This window comes from Pseudomonas viridiflava (genome assembly GCF_900184295.1).
GTDB classification, from domain to species: domain Bacteria; phylum Pseudomonadota; class Gammaproteobacteria; order Pseudomonadales; family Pseudomonadaceae; genus Aquipseudomonas; species Aquipseudomonas viridiflava.
This window is the reverse complement of sequence record NZ_LT855380.1, coordinates 2838571-2861076: the sequence shown is the minus strand read 5'-3', so window position 1 is coordinate 2861076 and position 22506 is coordinate 2838571. Positions and strand designations below refer to the sequence as shown.

The following is a 22506-nucleotide window of genomic DNA, read 5'->3' as shown; positions in this document are numbered from 1 at the left end:
CGCCCCTTACGAATACTCGATACTGACCCACATCAAATAATTGAAAAAATCTTGCTGCGTCATAAAAAATTTTTCCATCAGCCCGTTGTCGGGTGCTATTTTTAGTGCTGGTCAGACCGCTCTGATAACACCGTAGGAAAGCAGCATGATGCGGCCAGGAATTACCTCGGTAATTCTTACCCGCTCTCTCGGGCTTTTGCAGGTTGAGTCTCGGTGGGTCTCCCTACCCTATGGAGCCCGGAAGTGCTCGATTGAATCAGGTGGGCCATCGTCATGAATATAGCCATGAACAAGGTAACGTTCCCCAATGCATGCCAACTCATGCGCTGGCATTTTCATCCGGTAGGCTTTGAAGCCAGCATGGACGCGCCCAGCAGCATGATCGCCCGACTGTTCGACCGAGCCAGTGGCGAGACGGTACTGGCCATCGCCGGACTGCCCTGCGCCACGGTCATGAACGCTGCGGATGTGGAACGAATCATCGAGGCCATCGAGACCGAACTTGAACTGTTCGGTGCCCACACTCAACTGGTCGGCTTTTCCTGATATCAATCCCGATGCAAACAGCGCGTCACTGACTGCCTGTCAGTGACTTCTGGCGCACGTCTTCGAAGAAGGGCTTGTCACCTGCGACCCTGTCCGATGCCTTGGGCATCTGAACGCTGTCAGTGCCGCTGGTACTTTCTTCGACATACCAGTAGCAATGCCGGGCTGCACGCGTAATGGCGACATAGGCCAGGCGCAACACTTCATCCTTCTGTGCCGAATCGAACGGTTGCAAGTCATTGGCATCGCCAAGACCCGCCAGGCGATAAACCTGATTCTTGTAGGGCGAAACGGTCAGGTGCTGGCAATCGCCCAGCAGAAACACGGCATCGGCCTGCAACCCTTTGGAGCTGTGGTACGTCAGCGTCCTGATGCGCCGGTTGTGCGCGCCGAGCAGGGTGTCAGTGTCGATCAGCGCTTGAAGCCGCTGTGAGAAACGGGCCTTTTCGCTGCCCTTGCGGTACAGCAGCAGGATCGAGTCGCCGTCGTTGTAATGCTCGGCGACCCGCTCGGCAAGCTCGTCCTCATCCCGATCACGCACGCTGACCGGCAGCAACTCCTGAGGCGCACCGCTGGCCCGGGCTTTCTTGCCGGGAATCGCCGGGGCCGCCCGAACGATATGCTCGGCCGCATCGATGATGTACTGATGGCTGCGGTAGTTTTCGCTGAGCATGACTTTAGTGGTCGCCGGCGACGGGAACTCCTTGGCGAACTCCATGAAGTACTTTGGCGAACTCCCGCGCCAGCCGTAGATCGACTGCCAGTCATCGCCCACGCAGAGCAGTGACGAATGCTGGGCAATACGTCCGACGTGCATCGCCGGTCCACGTCGGCGGATTTCGCGCAGACAGGTGCGAATCCACGAAACGATCTGCGGCGAGACGTCCTGAAACTCATCGATCATCAGGTGCGACAGAGGACGCAGTACAGGGTCACTGACGTGCCTGAGGTTCTCCGGCGAGGTTTCCCCGAACAGCGCGAACATCCGGTTGTACGTCATGACCGGTGGAGACTGGGCCAGCAGGTGCTGCTCGAAGGCTTTCCAGAACAGGCTGAGGGCTTCGAAGAAAAACCGGTCCGGATCATCGCTGGCAAAGCTCATCTCGGCAACGGCACTCGGCACGTCCAGGCCCAGGTTTTCGATGAAGCTTGCAGCCGTCACAAAACAGTCCAGCAAAGGCCCGGCGCTGAGTTCGCCCTTGACCCTATAGTCGAAACCGGGACCGGCGACAGCGGAACCGGCCAGCGACTGCATGACCTTGTTCGCCGAATCGTAATTATCCATCCATATCAATGGCTTATTGCAGAAAGCTTGAAACAGGGTGCGCTTGATGACGCCTTCCGCCCAGACCGGCAATTTCGCCCCGGGTCGCTTGAGCTGCTGGTCCTCACTCGAATCCAGCCCCAGCACGACCCATGCATCCAGCTCGGCGATATAGCCGTGAAAATGGAAAGGAAACCCATTGATTTCAACGGTTTGCCGCATGGGCTCAATGCCTTTTATAGGCCAGGCCTTGGCACGTATCCACAGGTCCTCGACGGTATCGCACCACTCCTCGTCCCGTTTCGAGGACAGCTCCGTCACCGCCACCCGTTTCTGCACATCGGGATGGTCGCGGTCCAGCTCCTTGAGCTGCAGGGCGTGGCGATACAACGGCGCCATCACCTCCCGGAAACGCTCATTGCTGGCATAGAGGTCGCGATAACAGAGGTTCATCTGATGGCGCTGGGCATCGTTGATGCGCAGATCGAACGGATTGCTGTCGGCGTCTTCCTGAGTGGACGTCTGGCTGTCGAGCGTCTCGAAGGCTCGCAACTGTTCGAAGCCAGGCAGGCTGCGTACCAGCGGCAGAATGCGTGAGTGGAAGGTACGCACCACATCGCGCGCCTGTTTCTGGCTCAAGGCATGTCCCCACAGGGCCATGACGTCGATCAGCTTATTGATGAAGTCCTTGCGTGACTCACGGGTGAAGGTCACCACAGTCATCGCATCCAGCTCGTAGCCCAGGTAGTGATGCAGCAACAGGATGCGCAGCACCAGCGACGTGGATTTACCTGCGCCTGCACCGGCAATCACATAGGTTGACGGCGTGTCGCTGAAGATCATTTTCCACTGTGCCGCACTCGGCTGGGCATGCGCGGGGAGTTTTTCGGCGACATCACTCTTGATGCGTTTTTTCAGTTCAGGCGTGAGCGCCAGCCGCCAGTCGTCGAACAGGTGATCGTCCACCTTGGGGCCGCGGTGCTTTGCCGGACGTGTGTCGCTGATCACCAGCACCTGACGGCCTTCCTGCTGACCGTCCATGTAACCGTCGGCGTAACCTTCCCTGACGCCTTCGATGTGCCCGTTCAGGTAACCATCGGCATGCCCATGAAACCACGACGGCATGTGCTGCGACCCCAGCCCGGTCAGGCTGCGGCCGAGCAGCCGTGCCAACAGCCGCTTGAGGAACGGCAACTGCTCGGGAGGGTTGAGATCGACATCCAGGTCATGGGGAAGCGCAGAAGGCAGGTCGTCGGGCACGCAGACTCCGGTCATGGGCTCGTGGGCAAAAAGGACGCCTATGGTGGCTGGATTCGCGCTCAGGTTCCAGCGAAATGCTTTGCACTCAGTGCGTTAGCCGATCAACTGCATGTAATGCGGTAAATGCCATTACTGCGGCATGACAGATTTCGGCACCAGTGCGCCCGGATGCTGAATGACGATACCCGCCAGCCGATGCCCGGCTTCAGCCGCCTGCTGTGGGTGTTCACCCTTGAGTCGGGCCGCCAGATACGCAGCGCTGAACGAATCCCCGGCGGCCGTGGTGTCGACTACCCGCTCCACCTTTTGCGTGGGAATCTCGAAACGCTTGCCGTCGGTTTCCACGATGCAGCTCTGTGCGCCCCGTTTGATGACGACTTCGTCAATCCCGCGCTGCCGATAGGCCGTCAGCAACTGATCGGTGTCGGTATATCCGTACAGCGCCTGCTCGTCGTCTTCGGTCAGCAATGCCAGGTCCACATACGGAAGGCAGGCAAGATAAGCCTCACGTGCCTGCTCGACACTGGCCCACAACCGGGGCCGGTAGTTGTTGTCAAAGGCAACCTTGGCACCGCGTGAGCGGGCCTTGGCAAGCATCATGAGCAAACGCGACCGGCCTTCGGCACCCAGCACCGCTAGGGTGATGCCGCTGAAGTACAGCACATCGTAACTGGTCAATGCAGCGAGAATCGGCTCGGCTGCCGGTGTCATGAAGCAATCGCGCACCGCAGCCTCGTTGCGCCAGTACAGAAACCGTCGCTCGCCATTGGCATCGGTCTGGATGCAGTACAGCCCCGGCAAGCGGCCTGGCAGGCGCTGCACTTTGCCCAGACCGATCCCCTCTTCCGACCAGACCTTGCACATGGCATCGCTGAAGCTGTCGTCGCCGAGCGCGGTGACGTAGTCCACCTGCCCGCTGCCCAGCAAGCGGGCCAGATAGACCGCCGTGTTCAAGGTGTCCCCACCAAAGCTCTGGCGCAGACTGCCGTCAGCATGCTGCTGCAACTCGATCATGCATTCGCCGATCAAGGCGACACGTGGAAGGCTCATGTGGCGGTCACTCCTCTGTACGCGTGGAATCAGAAGTACGTGCTGAAGGGTTCTATCACCCGCAGGTCATCATCCACCAGGCAACCTGAACGCCACTTGTCGAAGGTGAGACATGGATGCGATGTGCCGAAGGCGATGATGTCGCCCACCTTCAGCTCACAATCGGGCGCCACAGTCATGAAGGCGTGCTGATCCATCACGGCCGTGACCTTGCAGCCGCTGACGTCATCGCCGCTGGCAGGCAGTACACCCGCCTTGTAACGGCGCAACGGATTCGGCATGCCTGCATCATAGGCCACATCACGCTTGCCCATGGCGATGACCGCAAAGCCTGGCTCCGGCATGGACTGCACGTGGGCCCATACTTCCAGCGCCGGTCGTAGCGCTTCGCTCAGCTCGGCACGCCGGTCCAGCACGCAGCATTGCGCATCCTTGTAGATGCCATGGTCGTGCACCACATAACTGCCGGGGCGCAACACGCTGAGAAACCGCTCGCGCACTGCTTGCTCATCAAACGCCTCGGCGATCAGGTCATACCAGGCCGAACCTGACGCGGTGACGATCGGCCGATCCAGCGCGAACGCGCCCTTGTCCTGCAACTCGACCGCCAGGCGCACCAGCGAAGCGGCAAATGCCTTGATGCCACTGATGGCGTGATCACCATGAATCACGCCTTCGTAACCCTCGATGCCGGTCAACGCCAACGAAGGCTGCGCCAGAACGGCGTCTGCCAACTCGAGCACCTGGGCTTCGGTGCGACAACCGCAACGTCCGCCCGGCACACCGTATTCGATCATCACGTTCAAGCGCAGACCACGCTCGGCGAAGAATGCGCCCAGCGCAGCGACATTGTCCGGATGGTCGACCATGCAGTGAAATTCGAAGGTCGAATCCGCCAGCAGTTCGGCAATCAGCGCCATATTGGGCTGGCCGACCAACTGGTTGGCCATCAGGATACGGCGCACGCCATGGGCATAGGCGGCCTGGGTCTGTACCGCGGTCGCCAGTGTCATGCCCCAGGCGCCCTCCTCGATCTGCCGCCGGAACAGCGCGGGCACCATGCTGGTCTTGCCATGCGGTGCCAGTTCGGCGCCGCTGTTGGTCGCGAAGGTCTGCATCCAGCGAATGTTGTGATCAAGCGCCTGCTGGTGAACGACCAGCGCAGGCAGGCTGACGTCGCTGACCAGACTGTCTCCCGGCCGGGCGAAACCCTTATCGATGACGGCAATGCTCATCAGTAATCTCCTGCTGAAAACACGTTATTCGTTGATTCGGCGAGCCAGGCCGTTGGCGCTGTCGATCAGCACCCGGCGATAGTCGCTGTAATGAGTCTTGGCATCGGCACGCGGCGCAACGATGCACAGGGTGGCGATGCATTGGCCCTGCTCGTTCCTGACCGGCGCGGCGAAGCAATGCGTGAAGGTGTCGGCCACGCTGTCGAAGGAAAAGAAACCTTCCTCACCCGCCTTGCGGATCTCGCTCAGAAAGGTGTCCAGCGGCAGCCGTTCGCCGCCCGGCAGGATGAAGTCCTCAGGGTCGATCAGGTCGATGATCTCCTGGTCACTGAGGTGGCTGAGCAGCAGGCGCCCGGAAGCCGTCCAGGGAATCGGCGCATTCTCACCAATGTCCGAAGATATCCGGAAATGCCGCTCGCCTTCTTTCATCAGCGCCACGGTGTACTTACGGCCATTGAGCAGGCACATCTGCGCAGTTTCCCGGGTCTGGCTGACAATCTCACCCAGGCACACCTCTGCTTCGCGAGTGAAATCAAAATGCCGCAGGTGCGCCTGGCCCAGAAAATACAGCTGGCGACCAAGGTACACGTGTCCGTCCTTGCCGACCGGCTCCAGAATCCGTCGCTCCAGCAGTGAAGCCACCAGCTCGTAGATCGTGGACTTGGGGCTGCCGATGCCGCTGGCAATCTCATTGGGCCGCATGGGCGTGGCTTTTTCCTTGAGGAAGTCGAGGATGTCGAACGCCCGGTCCAGCCCGCGGGCACGGCGCTTGATGGTGTCTTCGCTCGCTTGAGTCACGTCGGTCATCTGCTGCTATCCATAGTGTTGAGCCGCCAGCGCGGGCTGGCGGCAAATCTGAGCCGCTACTTCTGCCGATAGGCGATGCAATCGATCTCGACTTTGCAGTCCACCATCATGTTGGCCTGTACACAAGCGCGTGCGGGTGCGTGCTCCGGCGTGAAATACTCACCGAAGACCTTGTTGAAGCTCCAGAAGTCGCGTGGATCTTCCAGCCAGACGCCGACGCGGATCACATCCTTGAGCTCGTAACCGGCCTCTTCAAGGATGGCGATCAGGTTGCGCATGGTCTGATGGGTCTGCTCGACGATACCGCCGACGATGATCTCGCCGTCCACCGCCGGGACCTGCCCGGAGACGTGCAGCCAGCCATCGGCTTCGACGGCGCGTGCGAATGGACGGGGCTGGCCGCCCCCGGCAGTGCTGCCAGCACCATAACGGGTAATGCTCATGGGGTTCTCCTTCTTGAAAAATTAAAACCGGATGTTTTTGAGAAATTCGCTCAGGCGCGCTGACTTGGGTTGCTCGAACAGCGCCTTGGGCGGGCCCTGCTCCTCGATACGGCCCTGATTCATGAACACAATCTGATCGGACACTTCGTAAGCGAATCGCATCTCATGGGTGACCAGCAACATGGTCATGCCCTCTTCCGCCAGGTCCTTGATGACATTCAGCACTTCGCCGACCAGTTCCGGGTCCAGCGCCGAAGTCACTTCATCGAACAGCATCAGACTGGGATTCATGGCGATGGCTCGGGCAATTGCCACGCGCTGCTGCTGACCGCCAGACAACTGGCCGGGGAAGTGATCGCGCCTCGACAACAGGCCAACCCGATCCAGCCATTTCTCGGCCAGCGCCACGGCCTGGTCCTTGGGCATCTTTTTGACCTTGAGCAGCCCGAGCGTCACGTTTTGCAGCGCACTCAAATGCGGAAACAGGTTGAACTGCTGGAACGCCATACCCGTCATGGCTCTGTGTTGAGCAATAAGGCGCTCGGGATGACGGGTGCGCTTGCCATTGATTTCGCTGTAACCGATGTCCTGGCCTTCCAGCCGGATGTGTCCGCCCTGGAACTCTTCCAGCAGGTTGACGCAGCGCAGCAGCGTGGTCTTGCCCGAGCCACTGGAGCCGATCAGGGTCACGACATTGCCTTTCTGCATGCGCAGATCGACGCCCTTGAGCACTTCGACAGTGCCGTAGGATTTGTGTAGCCCCTCGATGCTGAGCAACGCGGGTGAAAGCGTTTTGGTCTGGGTTTGTGTCATGGCAAGGCCACCCGTTTTTCGATGTGTCGCCCAAGCAGCTCAATGGCGTAGTTGATGAGGAAGAACAGAAAACCGGCGAACAGGTAGAACTCCAGCGTCATGAAGGTCCGGGCGATCACCTGTTGGGTGCTGAGCAGCAGTTCGGCCACGCCGATCACCGACAGCAGGGTCGAAGCCTTGACGATCTCGGTCGAGGAGTTGACCCAGGTCGGCAGGATCTGGCGCATGGCCTGCGGCAACAGCACGTAGCGCAGCGACTGGCCGAACCGCAGCCCGATTGCCTTGCCTGCCTCCAGTTGTCCGCGCGGAATCGCCTGCAGGGCACCGCGTACGATTTCCGACACGTGTGAGCCGCAGAACAGTGTCAGTCCCAGCGCACCGGCCTGAAAGGCACTGATCTGCCAGCCCAGCGCGGGCACCATGTAGAACACCGCGAGCACCAGCACGAACACCGGCGTGCCGCGAATGAGATCGACGTACAGCCGAATCGGCAGGCGCGCAAAAAATCCGCCGTAGGTCAGCACCAGACCGGCGAACATGCCGATCAGGGTGCCGAACAGAATGGCCAGCGCCGAACACTGAATACTGGTCAGAAAACCCGACCACAGCACTTCACGGGCATTCCACACTTCCTGCAGCCAGCCAGGGGGTTGATACATGACGGCCTCCTAACGGCGAATCGCCAAACGTTGTTCGAGGGCGCGCAGCAGCATGGCGATCGCATAGCAGGCCACCACATAGAGCGCAGTGGTCACCAGCCAGGTTTCAATCACCCGGTAGCTTTCGACATTGATCTTGCGTGCGTAGTAGGTCAGTTCCGGCACTGCGATGGCAGCGGCCAGCGAGGTGTCCTTGAACAGCGAAATGAAATTATTGGACAGCGCCGGCAGCACGTTACGCAGCATCACCGGTACAACGATGTACGCCCTCACCTGCCACTCGCCAAGACCGATAGCCAGCCCCGCTTCACGCTGCCCCTTGTGAATGCTCAGCAGACCGGCGCGAAACACTTCGGTCAGATAAGCGCCTGCGTACAACGACAGGGTGATGACGAACGACGGCAGCTTGTCCAGACGAATGCCCAGGCCCGGCAGCGCGAAGTAGATCAACAGAATGAGCACCAGAATGGGTGTATTGCGCACCACCGTTACGTAGATCGACGCCACGATACGCAACGCGCGGTAACGCGACAGCAGCGCGAACGCGTTCATCAGACCGATCACACAGCCGATGGCAATCGAGATCAGGGCCAGTTCCAGCCCGAGGCCCAGCCCCGCCAGCAGACTCGGAAAATCGCGCCAGACGGCATCAAAATTCAACTGATAGTTCATGGTTGCCTGTACCCGGCAGGGTTGGCATTTCAGCTCACCCTGCCCTTCAAGAGGTTCGATCCGACTTACTTGTATTCCATCGGGAAGCCAATCGCAGGCACTGGCAGGTCCACGCCGAACCATTGCTTGAACGAAGCGGCATAGGCCGGGAATTCGACACCGGTCATGGCTTCATGCAGTGCGGTGTTGACGAAGTTCAGCCAGTCCTGATCGCCACGCTTGACCGCGCAGGCATAGGTTTGCGGGCTCCAGGCGAAGGCTGGCGAACGATAGCGGCCAGGGTTCTGCACCATCAGGTACTTGACCGAGGACTGGTCGGTCGCAGCGGTGTCGGCACGGCCGGAGTTGACGGCCTGGTACATCAGGTCAACGCTGTCGTACTGATCGACCTTGGCCTTGGGCAGCGCCTGATGAACCAGTTCTTCGGCGTAGACGTTCTGCAGCACGGCAACCGTTACGCCGTCGCCTGCGGCTTTCAGGTCATCGATTTCCTTGTATTTGCTATTGGCAGGCAACAGCAGCGCGACGCCTTCCCGGTAGTACGGCAAGGTGAACGCAACCTGTTGGGCACGGCTGGCGGTGACGGTGATGAACTGGCAGCTGATGTCCACCTTGTCCGTCAGCAGATTGGGAATGCGCGCGTCCGACGACTGAACCACGAACTCGACCTTGCTCGGATCGTTGAACAGGCCTTTGGCGATGATCCTGCCGATGTCGATATCGAACCCCTGCAACTTGCCGTCCGCCCCCTGAAAGTGCCAAGGCGCATTGGTGCTGCCCGTGCCGACCACCAGATTGCCGCGTTTCAATACCGCGTCCAGTTTGCTGCCCTCTGCTGCTATTGCCGGATTGACCAGGGTGACGGCCGCTGCAAAAGCAAATACACAGGTTTTCAGAAAAGAAGGTCCGTAGCGCATCACATGAACTCCACCAGATTTGTCTTTATTCCGCTATAGCGGATATAGGTATGTAACAACGGAATAGAGAGCAGAAAGTGTGCCATAGAATGCGTGGCAAAAGCAGACCGCAAAAAAACGAGGCGAATCAAGGGACTGGAAAATACCGTGCGACGGGGACAACTCAGCGCTTTCGACAAGATGGCGCTACCGGCAGCAACATCTGAGTCATAAGGCCCCATACCTGTGCGTGCGCGCCGCAAATGGGCGCACAGCGGCCATTCGCGCTGAGCGACGTCTGAAAAGCGGTGGTTTGCAGACGACACCCACACTGGGATGTTTTTGCAGTGGGTCATGCAGAGTTGAAGAAGGGACTGGCGTTACTTTTTGCAAGCAAAGGCCCACCAGAGTGGCGGGCCTGAAGGGCGATGCTTAAAGGCAGGTGGCGATGGCGGCGGAGCGCAGGCCTGTCTGGGTGTCGCTCGGGGCGGCATAGAAATCGACAGAAGACGCTGCGCCCTGGGGACGCACGTCCGCGAAGTAACGGGTCTCCGTGGTAAACACAGTGAAACCCCCTCCAGACAGCTTATCCATGAACACGTCAGCAGAGCTGCCGAACATGGCTTCGTTCTGCCAGGTCACCTGAATGCACTGGGCGACGGCAGCCGCCGGTTTGGTGCTGGAGAGAATCTTGAATGGTCCGCCTGAACGTGCCGAATTCGACGGCGCCGCGCATCCGACCAACACCGCTGCCGCAATCACCAGAATCGCTAACTTCATGTCATGCCTTCGCTGATAAAAAACCGATTCTAGCACCGCGGTCACCCGTCATCCTTCGGCGATTTGCTCTTCGTACTCTTTCACGTACTTACCCGCCAGGGACTGCTTCTGCTTCTCGTCGAGCAGCTTGCCAGCCATCTGGAAGAACTTCTGCTCTTCTTCCTTCAAATGGTGGTGCACTTTCTCGGAGAGCTTTTTTGCAGTCGCCAGCCAGGCCGGGCTCGACATTTCGGTCTCGTCCAGCTCTTCCATCATCTCGTCCATTTCGTGGTGCTCGGAAATGGCGTGACGGCTCAGATCAATGCCGTTGTCGTGTTCCATCAACGGAATATAGAAGAAACGTTCTTCAGCGGTTTCATGCGCCTGAAGTTCTTCCTTGAGTTGCTTGTAGGCCTGGGCCCTTGCTTCTGAATCGCCGCTGGTCTGGATCAGTGCATCGGCATAGCCGCGTTGACGATCATGGCTTTCGCGTAGTGCTTCGAAAATATTCAAGGGCTGATCTCCAGTTCGACTTCCGGGTTGTGGAAGCATTGTTGACTAGACCCTTCGCGAAGATCAGCGGTTCCAAAAAATACTGGCGAATCGGCATCTCGCCAGCATTTTGTCGAACGCAACGCTCAAGCCAGCTCGAACACCACGTCCTGCGCCCCTTCCCAGAGTGTTTTCACACCCAGCTTGCGCAGGTTTTCCTTGCCCTCGGTGATCGTCAGGAAATGATTACCCGCCAACTGCCCCATCTTGCTGGCAAAGCAGCACGACCCATACGCCAGGATGATCTCCGTCTCACTGTAGCCGCCGGGATAAAACAGGATATCGCCCACCGAAGGATGACTGGTGGCGTTTTCAAAGCCGACCAACGTGTCATCGAGCTTCAATTCGTAATCGTCCAGCGGCACCCAGCAACCTTCGCCGCTCCAGCGCACATGAATAAACTTCTGCTTATAAGGCAGCAGCTTCAAGAACGCAGCGACAGTCTTCGGCGCGTCCGGATTGGTTTCGGCCAGAAACGAATAGCCGCCAGCGGTTATTTTAATGAGGGTCACTGCCGCGTTTCCTTTGATGATTATCAGGTGGGCGTGAAGGATAAACACTGACGCCATCAGACGTCACGAGATACCGTTTCGTCCGTACAACAGATAGCCCGGCCGATGACTGAGCCGTTCGTAATACCCATTGACTGCCGGCAGGTCGGGATGCTCGAAGGGCGTTTCGAACCAGCGATTGACTGAAAGCCCGACAGCAATGTCAGCCAGAGAAAACTGCTCGCCAGCCACATAAGCACCGGTCTTTTCGAGTTGGCTGTTCAGCACCTGCATGTGCCTGGACCACATGGAAAGCGACGCAGCAACTGCGTCTGCATCCTGAAAATTGGCCGAGCGACGTGCCAGTGACATAAAGGCATAAGTCCACGACTTGTTGAGGTCAGAGCTCTGCCAGTCCATCCACTGATCAACCCGCGCCCGTGCCTTCGGCGCCCTGGGATAGAGGTGCTCGCCGCCATACTGACCGGCCAGATAACGGATGATGGTGTTGGATTCCCACAGCACGAAATCACCGTCAATGATGACGGGCACCATGGCATTGGGATTAAGCTTCAAAAACGCTGCACTGTTGGTCGATCTGAAATCGCTGCCCCAGTCCTCCTGGGTGAACGGTATTGCCAGTTCCTCGCATGCCCACAATACCTTCCGCACATTGATGGAAGACGCCTTGCCCAATATGCGTAACATTCAATGTCCTTATTGCGGATCCATGTCCTTCGGTTCAAAACCATACAGCCGTTTGGCGTATAGCCGATTCTCGTGTTCTTCGCCTTGTAACACATACATCGGCGCGCCCTCGAGCCTGTAGCCCATTTGCGGATAGAAACCCAGCGCGCGATCGTTGCCCACCCAGACCGTCGCCCAAAGCAGAAGCGCGCCGCCGAGTGCGGCCTGCTGTTCGGCAGCCCTGAGCAGGCGCTTCCCTACTCCCAGCCCGGTAAACCGTTCCTGTACATACAGACGCTGCAGTTCGGCCGCCTGCGCAGTGTCGATCATCTCGTGCGCAGCAAGCAGCGCCACTTGGGCAAATCCCACCAGATGCCCATGAGATTGGGCAACGATAACGAATGTACCGGGCTGAGCAATGATCCCGGCAATGGACGCTTGGGAAAAGGCTTCCAGTGCCTCACGAGCAATCGAATCACGAATGCCCTCAGTGGCATAAGTATCCAGAAACACCTGCAGCCCCAATACCGCCACACACAACGAATCTTCGACAATGGCTTCGCGAAGGACCAAATCAAATGGGGTGGTATTAATCATTGAACGACTGGCCGAAAAAGTGAAGGACGACACGCCGATCATACATCAGGAGGGCCACTTTATCGGCCAGCGAGCCCGGTCCAGGACCAGGCTCGAAGTGAAGCTCAATGCTGGAAAAGCTGTTCTTTGGCAGCCTTGATCCGTTTCTCGCGTTCCTTGACGAGTTTGTCTGCAAGGTCGGCAGCAGCGACGACCGCCTCCTCTGCCGTCTCGGTGCACGTAATCGTCGTGCTGAGCGCAGCCGCCGCATAACGATCCCAGGCAGGAACTTCGTCGTTGAAAAGTGGTGGTATTGTCGACATGGGATACCTCCTCACTGCAAGGTCTGACAGGGCGTCAGACTGTCTGCCAGACAGACTAGGCGGTGACGGGCAAATCGCAACCGGTCGATTGTGCGATCGACCGGTTTCATCATGGGCCTGAAGGCTATCAGCCTTCAGGCAAGGGTCCGGATCAGCGACCCAGCATGACAGCCTGCAAGCGGGCTTGCGCCTGTTGGACGTTTTTCGCCTGTGCGTTGAGGTCCTGCAGCAACTTGTTGAGCTCGGTCTGCACGACTGGGTCATTCACTTTCGCAACCGAACCGGACAGATCGATCTGCGATTTGTGCGCATCGACATAGTCGGCAATCTTCAGCGTGCTTTCGAATGTGCCGTTGATCTGCGGCAGGATTTCGCGAAAGGTATTGGCCGGCACGCTGACAGTCTTGTCATAGGCCTTGTTGTAGACCACTTTCAGATCGTCCGGCTGCTTCAGCTTCTCATGAGCGGCATCAGCCTTGGCCTGCTCTTTGGTCAGTTGCTCGCCCATCTCGTTGAGGCCTGTCTGCACAGCCTTCAGGTCGGCGCGGCGCTCCATCACGTCATTCAACGAACGAATAGCGCCCTTTTGCACAAGCTCATTCAATGGCTTGACCGAAGCATCCATCCCTGCGTTGAAATCCGAGATGACGGCATAGTGGGAGCTGTAATCGCCGAAGGATTTCTTTTCATCCTCGGTCAGCGTGGGAACCCGAACGCCAGGCTTGTCGACAATGCGGGTCTGCAGGAACTGCGTGAACGCGGCGCGCTGCTCCGGCTCCTTGTCACCACAGCCAGCCAGTACCAGGGGCAGCGCAACAGCCAGCAGCAGAGCGGGACGAAAAAAGGACTTCATGTCATGGATCTCCGAGATCATAAGAATGCGCGCTCGATCAGACAGCCTGTCGAACATAAGCGAACCTATAGTCTCGCAATGCCATCATCTAGTTCCCCTGACACGCGTAAAAACGCCGCGCTCTTCCTGGGAAGGCGCGGCGTTTGAATTCCTGAAGCCCGATACAAGAGCGTATCGGCCCGCAGCTATTGAACCTGCACCGAAGACTGCCCAACAGCAGAGATTGCCGAAACCGGCGCTACCGTCAGTGTCGAATTGATCTTCTCCGGTAGCGTGTACATGGCGCCGGTTGCGGGATCGACGATCAGCATGCCGATCAGCCCACCAATAACAATGTTGCCCCAGTACCAACCGTCAATGCCTGACTCGAGTGTTTGAGTGCTGCTGGTATAGCCGTCCTTGCGATAGGTGACCGTGTATTTCTCGCCGTCGAAATAACCCGCTCCAGCCCTCAGCGTCACCTCGTCAGGCGTGACACCCGAGCGAACGGAAACGCCACCCTCATTGAAGATCTCGTAAGCAGCGCCGGAGGGACTGGATGTCACCGCTACCGGGTATTTCGAATCGCTGACGATGCTCGCACAACCGGTAACGGCAAAGGCCGCGATGGCAAAGAGGGAGATTTTGAGGGGTGACGCTGGGCGCATTTTTGCAACTCCGTTGCTGGATAATCATCAAGTTAAAATGATATCACAAAGCAATATCATAACGACATCATACTGACTTAAATCCATGTATTTCATCGCATTACGCCTGGACACCTCATCACGATGGCGAGCCAATCAACCGTACTCATATTCGATATTCATCTGCAACTTCGGACAACTAACAGATACAATCCGGATACATGACTAAAACAGCGATTTAACTTGGCGAACTATTTTTAGATGCAGGGTGATATCATCCAATACCAGCGTATGTAACTAACCCGCACCATATAACATCAATAAGCCATCACGATGATTAGACACTTTTCGAAAGTAACGGATTATCCTATGCCTGTTGCCATCGAGGTTTCCGATGATATCTGTGATCAGCAAGATTTCGGCAACTGCAAGGGCAACTCGGCAGGGCCGGTCTTTCTGGTGGGTTCGGGCGCCTCGGCAGCAGACTTCCCGATAAGGGAGTTTTCCTGCATCCCCATGATTACGATGAATGGGGCGATTTCCATGTTTACCAGGGCTGGAATCAACCCCCACTTCTACGTCTGCTCGGACCGGGACTTTTCCAGGCAACAGCCGGAACTGTTTGCCCAGGCCATGCGCAGCAGCGACAACATCGCCCTATGGGACAGCCAGATCGGGAAGCTCCGAACTTCGCCCAGGGGCAATGTCTATGCGCTGAAGAAGGCCGACCGGCTGGGTGCCGCGAGCCTTTTCGAACAGCGATCCGATCTGGTCAGAAAGCTTTCACTGTTCAGCCGACGCAGCAGGGACATCGGTTTCAGCAAGGACATGAGCCTGGGCTTTTTCGACGCCCGCACCGTCATGTATCTGGCCCTGCAACTTGCCCATCACCTTGGCTTCAGCAAGGTGTTTCTGGTGGGTTTCGACATGAATCAATCTGCAGGACGCTACTACGAAACATCTGGGGCCAGACTGTCCCCGTGCGGGCTTGACCAACACTATGAGTCGCGGATCCTGCCGTCCCTGAAACTGATGGCCAACTCGGTGATGGGTGACGACTTCCAGGTCTACAACCTGTCGGCGACATCCAGAGTACCGGACGACGTCATCCCCAGGCTGAGCCTGGAAGGTGTTCGACACATGCTGGGGCTTTCGAGCTATAACGGATGATGTTGCGGCATCGGAATGACCTGCGCCAACGACCAACAAAAAAGGCCTGCAAGCTGACGCTCACAGGCCTTTGATATCAGAACAGATCCTTTGGATCAGCTCACCTTGAAACGACCGACCAGCCCCTGCTGCTGTTCGGCCAGTCGTGCCAGCTCGCGGCTGGTGACGGCTGTCTGCTCGGCACCTGCGCTGACCTGAACCACCAGCGTGTTGATGTCGTTGACGTTGCGGTGGATCTCCTCGGCGACCAGGCTTTGTTCTTCGGCGGCCGAAGCCACCTGAATATTGCGATCACTGATCGACGCAATGCCTTCGGCGATTTCTTCCAGCAACTCACCGGCACGCACCACGTTGCTCGCGCCCTCCTTCGCTTTGCCCAGTGTTTCCTGCATGGAACTGGCGGCCCGATCAGAGCCGGACTGCAGGTTGGCAATCATGTTCTGGATGCTGACGGTGGAATCCTGGGTTTTCTTGGCCAGGTTCCTCACTTCGTCGGCGACCACGGCGAAACCACGGCCTTGCTCGCCTGCGCGGGCAGCCTCGATGGCAGCGTTAAGGGCCAGCAGGTTGGTCTGCTCGGCAACGCCACGAATCACATCCAGAACCGAAGAGATCGAATCGCTTTCACCCTTGAGCTCCCCAATGATCCGCGAGGTCTGTTCAGCCTGAACCTCCAGTCCCTGAATCAGGCTGATGGTGTTTTCGATTTCAGTCTTGCCCTGCAGAGTGCTGGCATTGACGCGCTGTGACATCTCGGCGGCATCGGTGGTGCTGCGTGCGACGTCCTTGACCGTGGCGCTCATCTCGCTGATGGCAGTGGCGACCTGGTCAGTGCCCTGACGTTGCTGTGCCACGTTGTTGCTGGTCTGCAGGGCTACGGCAGATGATTGCTCGGCCGCGGTGGCGACCTGTGCGGTGGCGCTGCCAATCTCGCGGATGACTTCGCTGATCTGCAGGGCCATGTTGTCAAGATTGCGAGCGATCTCTCCAAACTCATCCTTGCCCGTATAAAGAGTCCTGGCTGTCAGGTCACGGGTCGAAAGCGAGATCAGGGTGCGATTCACATCAACAACGGCGATCTTGATATTGCGAATGATGACCGATGCCAGCCACAGCACGGCAATCAACATCAGGACCACGATCGCGATTGCCACGTACAGACTGCGTTCGGCGTCGGTACGCTCATCACTGGCAAGACCCACCACCATCTGCCCCAGCTCCGCCTCCACCTTGGCCATCAAGTCGATGCGAACGGTGGCCAGGTTGAACCAGTCTTCCGGCTTGATATTGAGTGGATCACCCAGCGGCGTATCGAAACCCAGACGCTGCAGACGCGCCACTTCCAGTGAGCCGGGCTGTTGCAGAACGGCATCCAGCTTGTTCTTGAATTCGACAGGCGACCAGCGCTGGTAAGCTTCGAAATAGCCGGAGAACTCACCGAGGTTGCGGCTGAAGCGTGACAACAGTGCTGCGTCAAAGCGGTTCTGGTTGAACGCCAGACCGAGCAATACACGCTCTCGGCCAGCGCGTTCCTTCATATCCACGAACTGGTTGAGCGAGCTCAACCCGCGCAGGATCTGTGGATCGTCGATACTCGCTTCCAGAGAATAATTGAAGCCGATCAGGACTTTGATCAGGTCGGTAAAGCGGGCACCGGATTCGGTATTGTTGATTGCCTGCGAATCGACCTTGAGGCGCAGCGCGATCAGATCATCCAGCGCACGAAGCACCTTGTCCGGCGCAGGAATACCCTCGGTCGTTTGCGCTCGCATCACGCCAACCGCCTTGTCGGTTTCCTGGCGAAAGGTCTTCAGCTCGTTCTGCATGGACTTGCCACCACTGCCCAGAAACACGCCGCTGGCGCCGCGTTCACGCTGGATGGTAGTAACGACATCGCTCAGTTTCTGTGCAGCATTGGTAGCGGTAACAGCCCGGTTCATGGAACCGAGCGTATCGCTTTTGTCAGCCACAAAAATCCCCGCAAAGGCCAGAAAGCCAAGCAGAGGGAACATCAGAATAAGTAGCAGTTTGGTACTCAAAGGGGCGTTTCTAAGCATTGCAGACCTCATGACTTGCACACTTGTGGTTAAAACGACCTCGGGCGAACGTTCTATGAAGGTGACGTTTTCTAATAGCCGAAGATGATTCAGTAGCAGCCTGCCGTAGCCTGTTTTTTCCTCCGTTCGACTGTTTCGGCTGCAAAGTGCCAAGCTTGATCTGTGCGCGGAAATACCAGCAGGGGATGCCCTCAGGCAGTGCCCAACGTTACTTCGCGCCAGGCACGCAAGATGCGTGTGCCCTTGAGAATGTATCGACGCATATCTCCCTGGCCATACAACTGTCGCCATACCTATGCGACAATGCGCGCCATGTCTGGCATGAACCCCCGCATTTATCTCCCGGCAGCTCGGCCATAACGCGCTGATGCTGCTGTCGACGCATGCGCGATGGATCAACTCGAGCCCGGACTGGAGCGAACCGGAAAGGCTCCTGATTGGCCCTGAATGGGTCCCGGCCCAAATAAGCGCACCATAAGCTATTGATAGGTAAAGTAATTGATCTCCACAGCTAACATCACGATGCAGTTCGGCCCCAAACCCCTGTTCGAGAACGTCTCGGTCAAGTTTGGTGCCGGTAACCGTTACGGCCTGATCGGCGCGAACGGCTGCGGTAAGTCCACGTTCATGAAAATCCTGGGCGGCGATCTCGAGCCTTCGGGTGGTCAGGTGATGCTGGAGCCGAACGTGCGTCTGGGTAAGCTGCGCCAGGATCAGTTCGCCTACGAAGAATTCACTGTGCTCGACACGGTGATCATGGGTCACGAAGAGCTATGGAAGGTCAAGGCCGAGCGCGATCGCATCTACTCGCTGCCGGAAATGAGCGAAGACGACGGCATGGCCGTGGCCGAGCTGGAAACCGAGTTTGCGGAAATGGACGGCTACACCGCCGAGTCCCGCGCCGGTGAACTGCTGCTGGGTCTGGGTATAGGCATCGAACAGCACAACGGCCCGATGAGCGAAGTCTCGCCCGGCTGGAAACTGCGCGTACTGCTGGCGCAGGCGCTGTTCTCCGATCCTGAAGTGCTGTTGCTCGACGAACCGACCAACCACTTGGACATCAACACCATTCGCTGGCTGGAAAACATCCTGACCCAGCGTAACAGCCTGATGATCATCATCTCCCACGACCGTCACTTCCTGAACAGCGTGTGCACGCACATGGCTGACCTTGATTACGGCGAGCTGCGTCTGTTCCCGGGCAACTACGACGAATACATGACCGTGGCGACCCAGTCCCGCGAGCAGTTGCTGTCCGACAACGCCAAGAAGAAAGCGCAGATTTCCGAGCTGCAGTCGTTCGTCAGCCGCTTCTCGGCCAACGCTTCGAAAGCCAAGCAGGCCACCTCCCGCGCCAAGCAGATCGACAAGATCCAGCTGGCCGAGGTCAAGCCGTCCAGTCGCGTCAGCCCGTTCATTCGTTTCGAGCAGACCAAGAAGCTGCACCGTCAGGCGGTTGTGGTCGAGCGCATGGCGAAGGGTTTTGATGGTGTGCCGCTGTTCAAGGACTTCAGCTTCACCGTTGAAGCCGGCGAGCGCGTGGCGATCATCGGCCCGAACGGTATCGGCAAGACCACCCTGCTGCGCACCTTGGTCAACGAGCTGCAACCGGATGCAGGTTCGGTCAAGTGGACCGAGTCGGCAGAGATCGGTTACTACGCGCAGGACCACGCTCACGACTTCGAAGACGACAGCACCCTCTTCGACTGGATGGGTCAATGGACCCAAGGCGGCGAGCAGCTGGTTCGCGGCACCCTGGGCCGCATGCTGTTCTCCAACGACGAGATCCTCAAGTCGGTCAAAGTGATTTCCGGTGGTGAACAGGGTCGCATGCTGTTCGGCAAGCTGATCCTGCAAAAGCCGAACGTGCTGGTGATGGACGAACCGACCAACCACCTGGACATGGAATCCATCGAGGCCCTCAACCTCGCGCTGGAAAACTACCCGGGCACGCTGGTGTTCGTCAGCCATGACCGTGAGTTCGTGTCCTCGCTCGCCACGCGCATCATCGAGCTGAGCCCAAGCGGCGTGATCGACTTCAGCGGTACGTACGACGACTACCTGCGCAGCCAGGGCGTGGCGTTCTAAGCCTGACGCCTCGATTCGCACTTGCTGTACCTGAAACCCCTGCCCTTGCGGCAGGGGTTTTGCGTTTCAGAACTACGCAAACAAAACGGGTGGCATTACTGAGCAGGCTGGCTGAGCATTTCGATCCACAATGCGCCTTTGCCTGACGGTGCTTCACTGACGCGCTTCAACGCGCCGTCCGCTGCGATGCTGTAGCTGCCGACCTTCTCGGCTTTCTCCCCGGTCACCAGCAACCAGCGTCCGTTCGGCGCCACTGCGATGTTACGCGGCTGCTTTTCCTCAACCGGATAGTTTTCCACGAACGTGACCTTGCCAGTGGCTGGGTCAACCTTGAACACCGACACACTGCTGCTGGTGCGCTCGCTCGTGAACAACCATTTGCCGTCGGGCGAAATACGCACGTCAGCGGCCCAGATGCGCGGGGTCGGATCGTCCTTCAAGTCGTTGTTACGCGCATCCCGCGCCTGCCCCGGAGCCAGCTTCAGACGCTCGGGAATGCCGTTGGCCTGGTTGACCTGCTTCAAGCCTCCGGTCTTGTCATTGATCGAAAAGGCCGTGACGGTGCCGCTCATTTCGCCGACGACATAGAGGAATTTGCCATTCGGTGCGAACGCCAGGTGGCGCGGTCCGGTGTTTTCAGGAACCGTCACATAGCCCTCACCGATCGGCACCAGCTTGCCGTCCTTGGGTTCGAGGCGGTATTGCAGAACGCGATCAACGCCGAGGTTGCCTGCATAGGCGAATCGGTTGCTTGGGTCGGTGCGCACCGAATGCGCGTGCATACCGGTCTTGTAAGTCTGAATGCTGTCGCTGGGGCGATGCTGGGCGTCGATGGGCTGCACGCTCAACAAATCGGCGCCATAGGACGCGCCCATCAGAAAGCGGCCGCTGCGGTCGGTGGACAGGTACGCCAGGCTCTCTGCCAATGGCGCCTGAGCCAAGGGCTTCAAATGCCCGGTCACAGGCTCGATGCTGAAGCTGACCACCTGATACGGTTTGGCGCGCAACGCTGCAAACAGCGCCTTGCCGTCGGGCGATAGCGCCATCGGGTTGACCTGATCGCCTGCCTTGGTCTGCTCGACCAGGCTGAGCGCACCACTGGCGTCGTCCAGTTGGTACTGCGAGATGAGCCCGTCGGCGGGGCTTGAGATATAAGCGAAGGTCGATGCCTGGACCGGCAGACCGAACGAGCAGCCAACCGCAGCGGCCAGCAGGAGGATTTTTTTCATGGAGGACCTTTTTGTTATTGTTTGTGATCAGTCATCCTATGACTATCCAAACGCAACGGCAACAGCGCCGTGAAGCGACAGATAAACCGTTAGCGTGCTTTCATTTATGGGCAACGCGGGCCATGATGATGCACGCCCACCGCCTGCCAGCGAACGAGCCCGATGCCTGCCTCACCTGAACAATCTGCCGTGCAGCCCAGTTCGATCACGATCACGCTGCAAATCGTTTCCATCGTTCTCTACACCTTCATCGCCTTCCTGTGCATCGGCCTGCCGATCGCGGTGCTGCCGGGCTATGTTCATGACCAGTTGGGTTTCAGTCCGCTGATCGCAGGTCTGGCCATCGCGTCGCAATACCTCGCCACCCTGCTCAGCCGCCCCTATGCCGGTCGGGCCACCGATACACTGGGCAGTAAACGCGCGATTGTCTTCGGCCTGTGGGGCATTGGCATCACTGGCGCAATGACCTTGCTGGCCACTCTGCTTGAGCCTTTTCCAACTGCGAGCCTGTCGATTCTGATTCTGGCCCGCCTGTTTCTGGGCGTTTCCCAAGGACTGATTGGCGTCGGGACCATCAGCTGGTGCATCGGCAAGGTGGGTTCGGAACACACTGCCAAGTCGATTTCGTGGAACGGCATTGCCTCCTACGGCGCCATCGCCATTGGCGCACCACTGGGCGTGGTGGTGATCGACGCTGTGGGCTTCAACAGCCTGGGTATTGCGCTGATCGTCATGGCAGGCCTGGCGTTGTGGCTGATACGCAACAAGCCTTCAGTGCCCATTATTACCGGCGAACGCCTGCCCTACTGGTCGGTGTTCGGCCGCATTGCGCCCTATGGTTTGGGGCTGACATTGTCCTCCATCGGCTACGGCACCTTGACCACCTTTATCACCCTCTACTACCTGAGCCGTGGCTGGGAAGGCGCAGCCTATTGCCTGAGCATGTTCGGGGTGTGCTTCATCCTTGCCCGACTGCTGTTCATAGGGGCCATCAATCGACTCGGCGGGTTCAACGCGGCCATTCTCTGCATGGCGGTGGAAACTTGTGGACTGGTATTACTGTGGCTTGCACCGAGCAGCGGCTTCGCGTTGGCTGGCGCGGGATTGACCGGTATCGGTCTGTCTCTGGTCTACCCGGCGCTGGGCGTCGAAGCGATCAAGAACGTGCCGACGCCCAGTAGAGGCGCAGGCTTGAGTGCCTATGCGGTGTTCTTTGATCTGGCGCTGGCGATTGCCGGCCCGGTGATGGGTGCCATCGCGCTGGGTCAGGGTTATGACTGGATATTTTTCTACGCCTCCCTGCTGTCGGTGAGCGCCTTGCTGCTAACCGTCTGGCTGTCTCGTCGAGCTCGCAAAACCGTCTGAAAACGCTCATTACGCTATAAGCTTTTACCTGCTTGTTCCATAGGTTGCGTATTCAGCCAATCCCTTTGCCGCCGGTCGGTCAACT

General features: G+C 58.3%; 23 protein-coding genes and 1 pseudogene. 5 read left to right on the top strand and 19 right to left on the bottom strand.

The features are described from left to right. Nucleotides 1-285 precede the first annotated feature (285 nt). A complete protein-coding gene (locus CFBP1590_RS13070) occupies nt 286-546 on the top strand; it encodes a DUF1652 domain-containing protein (RefSeq protein ID WP_004884495.1) in 261 nt (86 codons plus the stop codon). A 25-nt stretch (nt 547-571) separates the two neighbouring features. Here the strand turns inward: CFBP1590_RS13070 and CFBP1590_RS13065 are convergent, their stop codons facing one another. The 17 genes from CFBP1590_RS13065 to CFBP1590_RS12985 all read right to left on the bottom strand — a co-directional run bounded on the left by CFBP1590_RS13065 (nt 572) and on the right by CFBP1590_RS12985 (nt 14533). Continuing rightward, the gene (locus CFBP1590_RS13065; protein WP_167383091.1) at nt 572-3070 is read right to left on the bottom strand and encodes a UvrD-helicase domain-containing protein; all 2499 of its coding nucleotides are present in this window, start codon (nt 3068-3070) and stop codon (nt 572-574) included. A gap of 129 nt (nt 3071-3199) precedes the next feature. Next, complete coding sequence (kdgK, locus tag CFBP1590_RS13060) at nt 3200-4120, bottom strand: 2-dehydro-3-deoxygluconokinase (RefSeq protein ID WP_088235190.1); 921 nt, start codon at nt 4118-4120, stop codon at nt 3200-3202. Between the two features lie 29 nt (nt 4121-4149). Next, complete coding sequence (locus CFBP1590_RS13055) at nt 4150-5355, bottom strand: amino acid deaminase (protein WP_004884489.1); 1206 nt, start codon at nt 5353-5355, stop codon at nt 4150-4152. Nucleotides 5356-5379: 24 nt separating this feature from the next. After that, entirely contained in the window at nt 5380-6162 is a 783-nt protein-coding gene (locus tag CFBP1590_RS13050; protein WP_004884487.1) for an IclR family transcriptional regulator, read from the bottom strand. Between the two features lie 56 nt (nt 6163-6218). Continuing rightward, nucleotides 6219-6605, bottom strand: a complete 387-nt coding sequence (locus CFBP1590_RS13045; RefSeq protein ID WP_004884486.1) for a RidA family protein — start codon at nt 6603-6605, stop codon at nt 6219-6221. Between the two features lie 21 nt (nt 6606-6626). After that, nucleotides 6627-7418 carry an amino acid ABC transporter ATP-binding protein gene (locus tag CFBP1590_RS13040; protein WP_004884484.1) on the bottom strand — a complete coding sequence of 264 codons (792 nt, stop codon included), beginning with the start codon at nt 7416-7418 and terminating at the stop codon, nt 6627-6629. After that, a complete protein-coding gene (locus CFBP1590_RS13035) occupies nt 7415-8077 on the bottom strand; it encodes an amino acid ABC transporter permease (RefSeq protein ID WP_004884483.1) in 663 nt (220 codons plus the stop codon). Before CFBP1590_RS13035 ends, CFBP1590_RS13040 begins: the two co-directional genes overlap by 4 nt. Nucleotides 8078-8086: 9 nt before the next feature. Further along, nucleotides 8087-8749 (bottom strand): amino acid ABC transporter permease, encoded by a 663-nt coding sequence (locus CFBP1590_RS13030; protein ID WP_025995805.1) that lies wholly within the window; start codon nt 8747-8749, stop codon nt 8087-8089. 65 nt (nt 8750-8814) lie between these two features. Next, nucleotides 8815-9666 (bottom strand): transporter substrate-binding protein, encoded by an 852-nt coding sequence (locus CFBP1590_RS13025; RefSeq protein ID WP_088235189.1) that lies wholly within the window; start codon nt 9664-9666, stop codon nt 8815-8817. A 411-nt stretch (nt 9667-10077) separates the two neighbouring features. Then, the gene (locus CFBP1590_RS13020) at nt 10078-10425 is read right to left on the bottom strand and encodes a hypothetical protein (protein ID WP_004884479.1); all 348 of its coding nucleotides are present in this window, start codon (nt 10423-10425) and stop codon (nt 10078-10080) included. A 48-nt stretch (nt 10426-10473) separates the two neighbouring features. Further along, on the bottom strand, nt 10474-10917 hold the full coding sequence (locus CFBP1590_RS13015; protein WP_004884478.1) for a hemerythrin domain-containing protein: 444 nt from the start codon (nt 10915-10917) through the stop codon (nt 10474-10476). A 125-nt stretch (nt 10918-11042) separates the two neighbouring features. Continuing rightward, a complete protein-coding gene (locus CFBP1590_RS13010; protein ID WP_004884477.1) occupies nt 11043-11468 on the bottom strand; it encodes a DUF3830 family protein in 426 nt (141 codons plus the stop codon). A gap of 63 nt (nt 11469-11531) precedes the next feature. Continuing rightward, complete coding sequence (locus CFBP1590_RS13005; protein WP_088235187.1) at nt 11532-12155, bottom strand: glutathione S-transferase family protein; 624 nt, start codon at nt 12153-12155, stop codon at nt 11532-11534. Between the two features lie 9 nt (nt 12156-12164). Continuing rightward, nucleotides 12165-12731 (bottom strand): GNAT family N-acetyltransferase, encoded by a 567-nt coding sequence (locus CFBP1590_RS13000; protein ID WP_058431483.1) that lies wholly within the window; start codon nt 12729-12731, stop codon nt 12165-12167. 104 nt (nt 12732-12835) lie between these two features. Then, a complete protein-coding gene (locus CFBP1590_RS12995; protein ID WP_004884474.1) occupies nt 12836-13033 on the bottom strand; it encodes a hypothetical protein in 198 nt (65 codons plus the stop codon). A gap of 151 nt (nt 13034-13184) precedes the next feature. After that, nucleotides 13185-13886: a DUF3053 domain-containing protein gene (locus CFBP1590_RS12990; RefSeq protein WP_088236409.1), complete on the bottom strand. Its 702-nt coding sequence runs from the start codon at nt 13884-13886 to the stop codon at nt 13185-13187. A 185-nt stretch (nt 13887-14071) separates the two neighbouring features. Beyond that, nucleotides 14072-14533, bottom strand: a complete 462-nt coding sequence (locus CFBP1590_RS12985; protein ID WP_088235186.1) for a hypothetical protein — start codon at nt 14531-14533, stop codon at nt 14072-14074. A 348-nt stretch (nt 14534-14881) separates the two neighbouring features. On the opposite strand from CFBP1590_RS12985, the gene CFBP1590_RS12980 reads away from it, so the two are divergent. Further along, a complete protein-coding gene (locus CFBP1590_RS12980; RefSeq protein WP_088235185.1) occupies nt 14882-15682 on the top strand; it encodes a WaaZ-like lipopolysaccharide core biosynthesis protein in 801 nt (266 codons plus the stop codon). Between the two features lie 95 nt (nt 15683-15777). Here the strand turns inward: CFBP1590_RS12980 and CFBP1590_RS28710 are convergent, their stop codons facing one another. Continuing rightward, on the bottom strand, nt 15778-17694 hold the full coding sequence (locus tag CFBP1590_RS28710) for a methyl-accepting chemotaxis protein (protein ID WP_025995797.1): 1917 nt from the start codon (nt 17692-17694) through the stop codon (nt 15778-15780). A gap of 318 nt (nt 17695-18012) precedes the next feature. On the opposite strand from CFBP1590_RS28710, the pseudogene CFBP1590_RS28090 reads away from it, so the two are divergent. Both CFBP1590_RS28090 and CFBP1590_RS12965 read left to right on the top strand, forming a co-directional pair. Then, a pseudogene (locus CFBP1590_RS28090) lies at nt 18013-18217 on the top strand (hypothetical protein); the annotation flags it as partial. A 20-nt stretch (nt 18218-18237) separates the two neighbouring features. Then, nucleotides 18238-19827, top strand: coding sequence for an ABC-F family ATPase (locus CFBP1590_RS12965; RefSeq protein WP_025995726.1), 1590 nt, complete (start codon nt 18238-18240; stop codon nt 19825-19827). A gap of 95 nt (nt 19828-19922) precedes the next feature. Here CFBP1590_RS12965 and CFBP1590_RS12960 read toward each other — a convergent pair whose 3' ends face one another. Beyond that, nucleotides 19923-21056, bottom strand: a complete 1134-nt coding sequence (locus CFBP1590_RS12960) for a lactonase family protein (protein ID WP_088235184.1) — start codon at nt 21054-21056, stop codon at nt 19923-19925. A gap of 162 nt (nt 21057-21218) precedes the next feature. On the opposite strand from CFBP1590_RS12960, the gene CFBP1590_RS12955 reads away from it, so the two are divergent. Continuing rightward, nucleotides 21219-22421, top strand: coding sequence for an MFS transporter (locus tag CFBP1590_RS12955; RefSeq protein WP_088235183.1), 1203 nt, complete (start codon nt 21219-21221; stop codon nt 22419-22421). Nucleotides 22422-22506 lie beyond the last annotated feature (85 nt).

Coding starts and splice junctions, on each gene's coding strand:
- CFBP1590_RS12990 (WP_088236409.1), bottom strand. CDS start 13,886: ATGAAGTCCTTTTTTCGTCCCGCTCTGCTGCTGGCTGTTGCGCTGCCC.
- CFBP1590_RS13070 (WP_004884495.1), top strand. CDS start 286: ATGAACAAGGTAACGTTCCCCAATGCATGCCAACTCATGCGCTGGCAT.
- CFBP1590_RS13030 (WP_025995805.1), bottom strand. CDS start 8,749: ATGAACTATCAGTTGAATTTTGATGCCGTCTGGCGCGATTTTCCGAGT.
- kdgK (WP_088235190.1), bottom strand. CDS start 4,120: ATGAGCCTTCCACGTGTCGCCTTGATCGGCGAATGCATGATCGAGTTG.
- CFBP1590_RS13050 (WP_004884487.1), bottom strand. CDS start 6,162: ATGACCGACGTGACTCAAGCGAGCGAAGACACCATCAAGCGCCGTGCC.
- CFBP1590_RS13035 (WP_004884483.1), bottom strand. CDS start 8,077: ATGTATCAACCCCCTGGCTGGCTGCAGGAAGTGTGGAATGCCCGTGAA.
- CFBP1590_RS13000 (WP_058431483.1), bottom strand. CDS start 12,731: ATGATTAATACCACCCCATTTGATTTGGTCCTTCGCGAAGCCATTGTC.
- CFBP1590_RS12960 (WP_088235184.1), bottom strand. CDS start 21,056: ATGAAAAAAATCCTCCTGCTGGCCGCTGCGGTTGGCTGCTCGTTCGGT.
- CFBP1590_RS13005 (WP_088235187.1), bottom strand. CDS start 12,155: ATGTTACGCATATTGGGCAAGGCGTCTTCCATCAATGTGCGGAAGGTA.
- CFBP1590_RS12980 (WP_088235185.1), top strand. CDS start 14,882: ATGCCTGTTGCCATCGAGGTTTCCGATGATATCTGTGATCAGCAAGAT.
- CFBP1590_RS13040 (WP_004884484.1), bottom strand. CDS start 7,418: ATGACACAAACCCAGACCAAAACGCTTTCACCCGCGTTGCTCAGCATC.
- CFBP1590_RS13055 (WP_004884489.1), bottom strand. CDS start 5,355: ATGAGCATTGCCGTCATCGATAAGGGTTTCGCCCGGCCGGGAGACAGT.
- CFBP1590_RS13045 (WP_004884486.1), bottom strand. CDS start 6,605: ATGAGCATTACCCGTTATGGTGCTGGCAGCACTGCCGGGGGCGGCCAG.
- CFBP1590_RS28710 (WP_025995797.1), bottom strand. CDS start 17,694: ATGTTCCCTCTGCTTGGCTTTCTGGCCTTTGCGGGGATTTTTGTGGCT.
- CFBP1590_RS13025 (WP_088235189.1), bottom strand. CDS start 9,666: ATGCGCTACGGACCTTCTTTTCTGAAAACCTGTGTATTTGCTTTTGCA.
- CFBP1590_RS13020 (WP_004884479.1), bottom strand. CDS start 10,425: ATGAAGTTAGCGATTCTGGTGATTGCGGCAGCGGTGTTGGTCGGATGC.
- CFBP1590_RS12985 (WP_088235186.1), bottom strand. CDS start 14,533: ATGCGCCCAGCGTCACCCCTCAAAATCTCCCTCTTTGCCATCGCGGCC.
- CFBP1590_RS12955 (WP_088235183.1), top strand. CDS start 21,219: ATGCCTGCCTCACCTGAACAATCTGCCGTGCAGCCCAGTTCGATCACG.
- CFBP1590_RS12995 (WP_004884474.1), bottom strand. CDS start 13,033: ATGTCGACAATACCACCACTTTTCAACGACGAAGTTCCTGCCTGGGAT.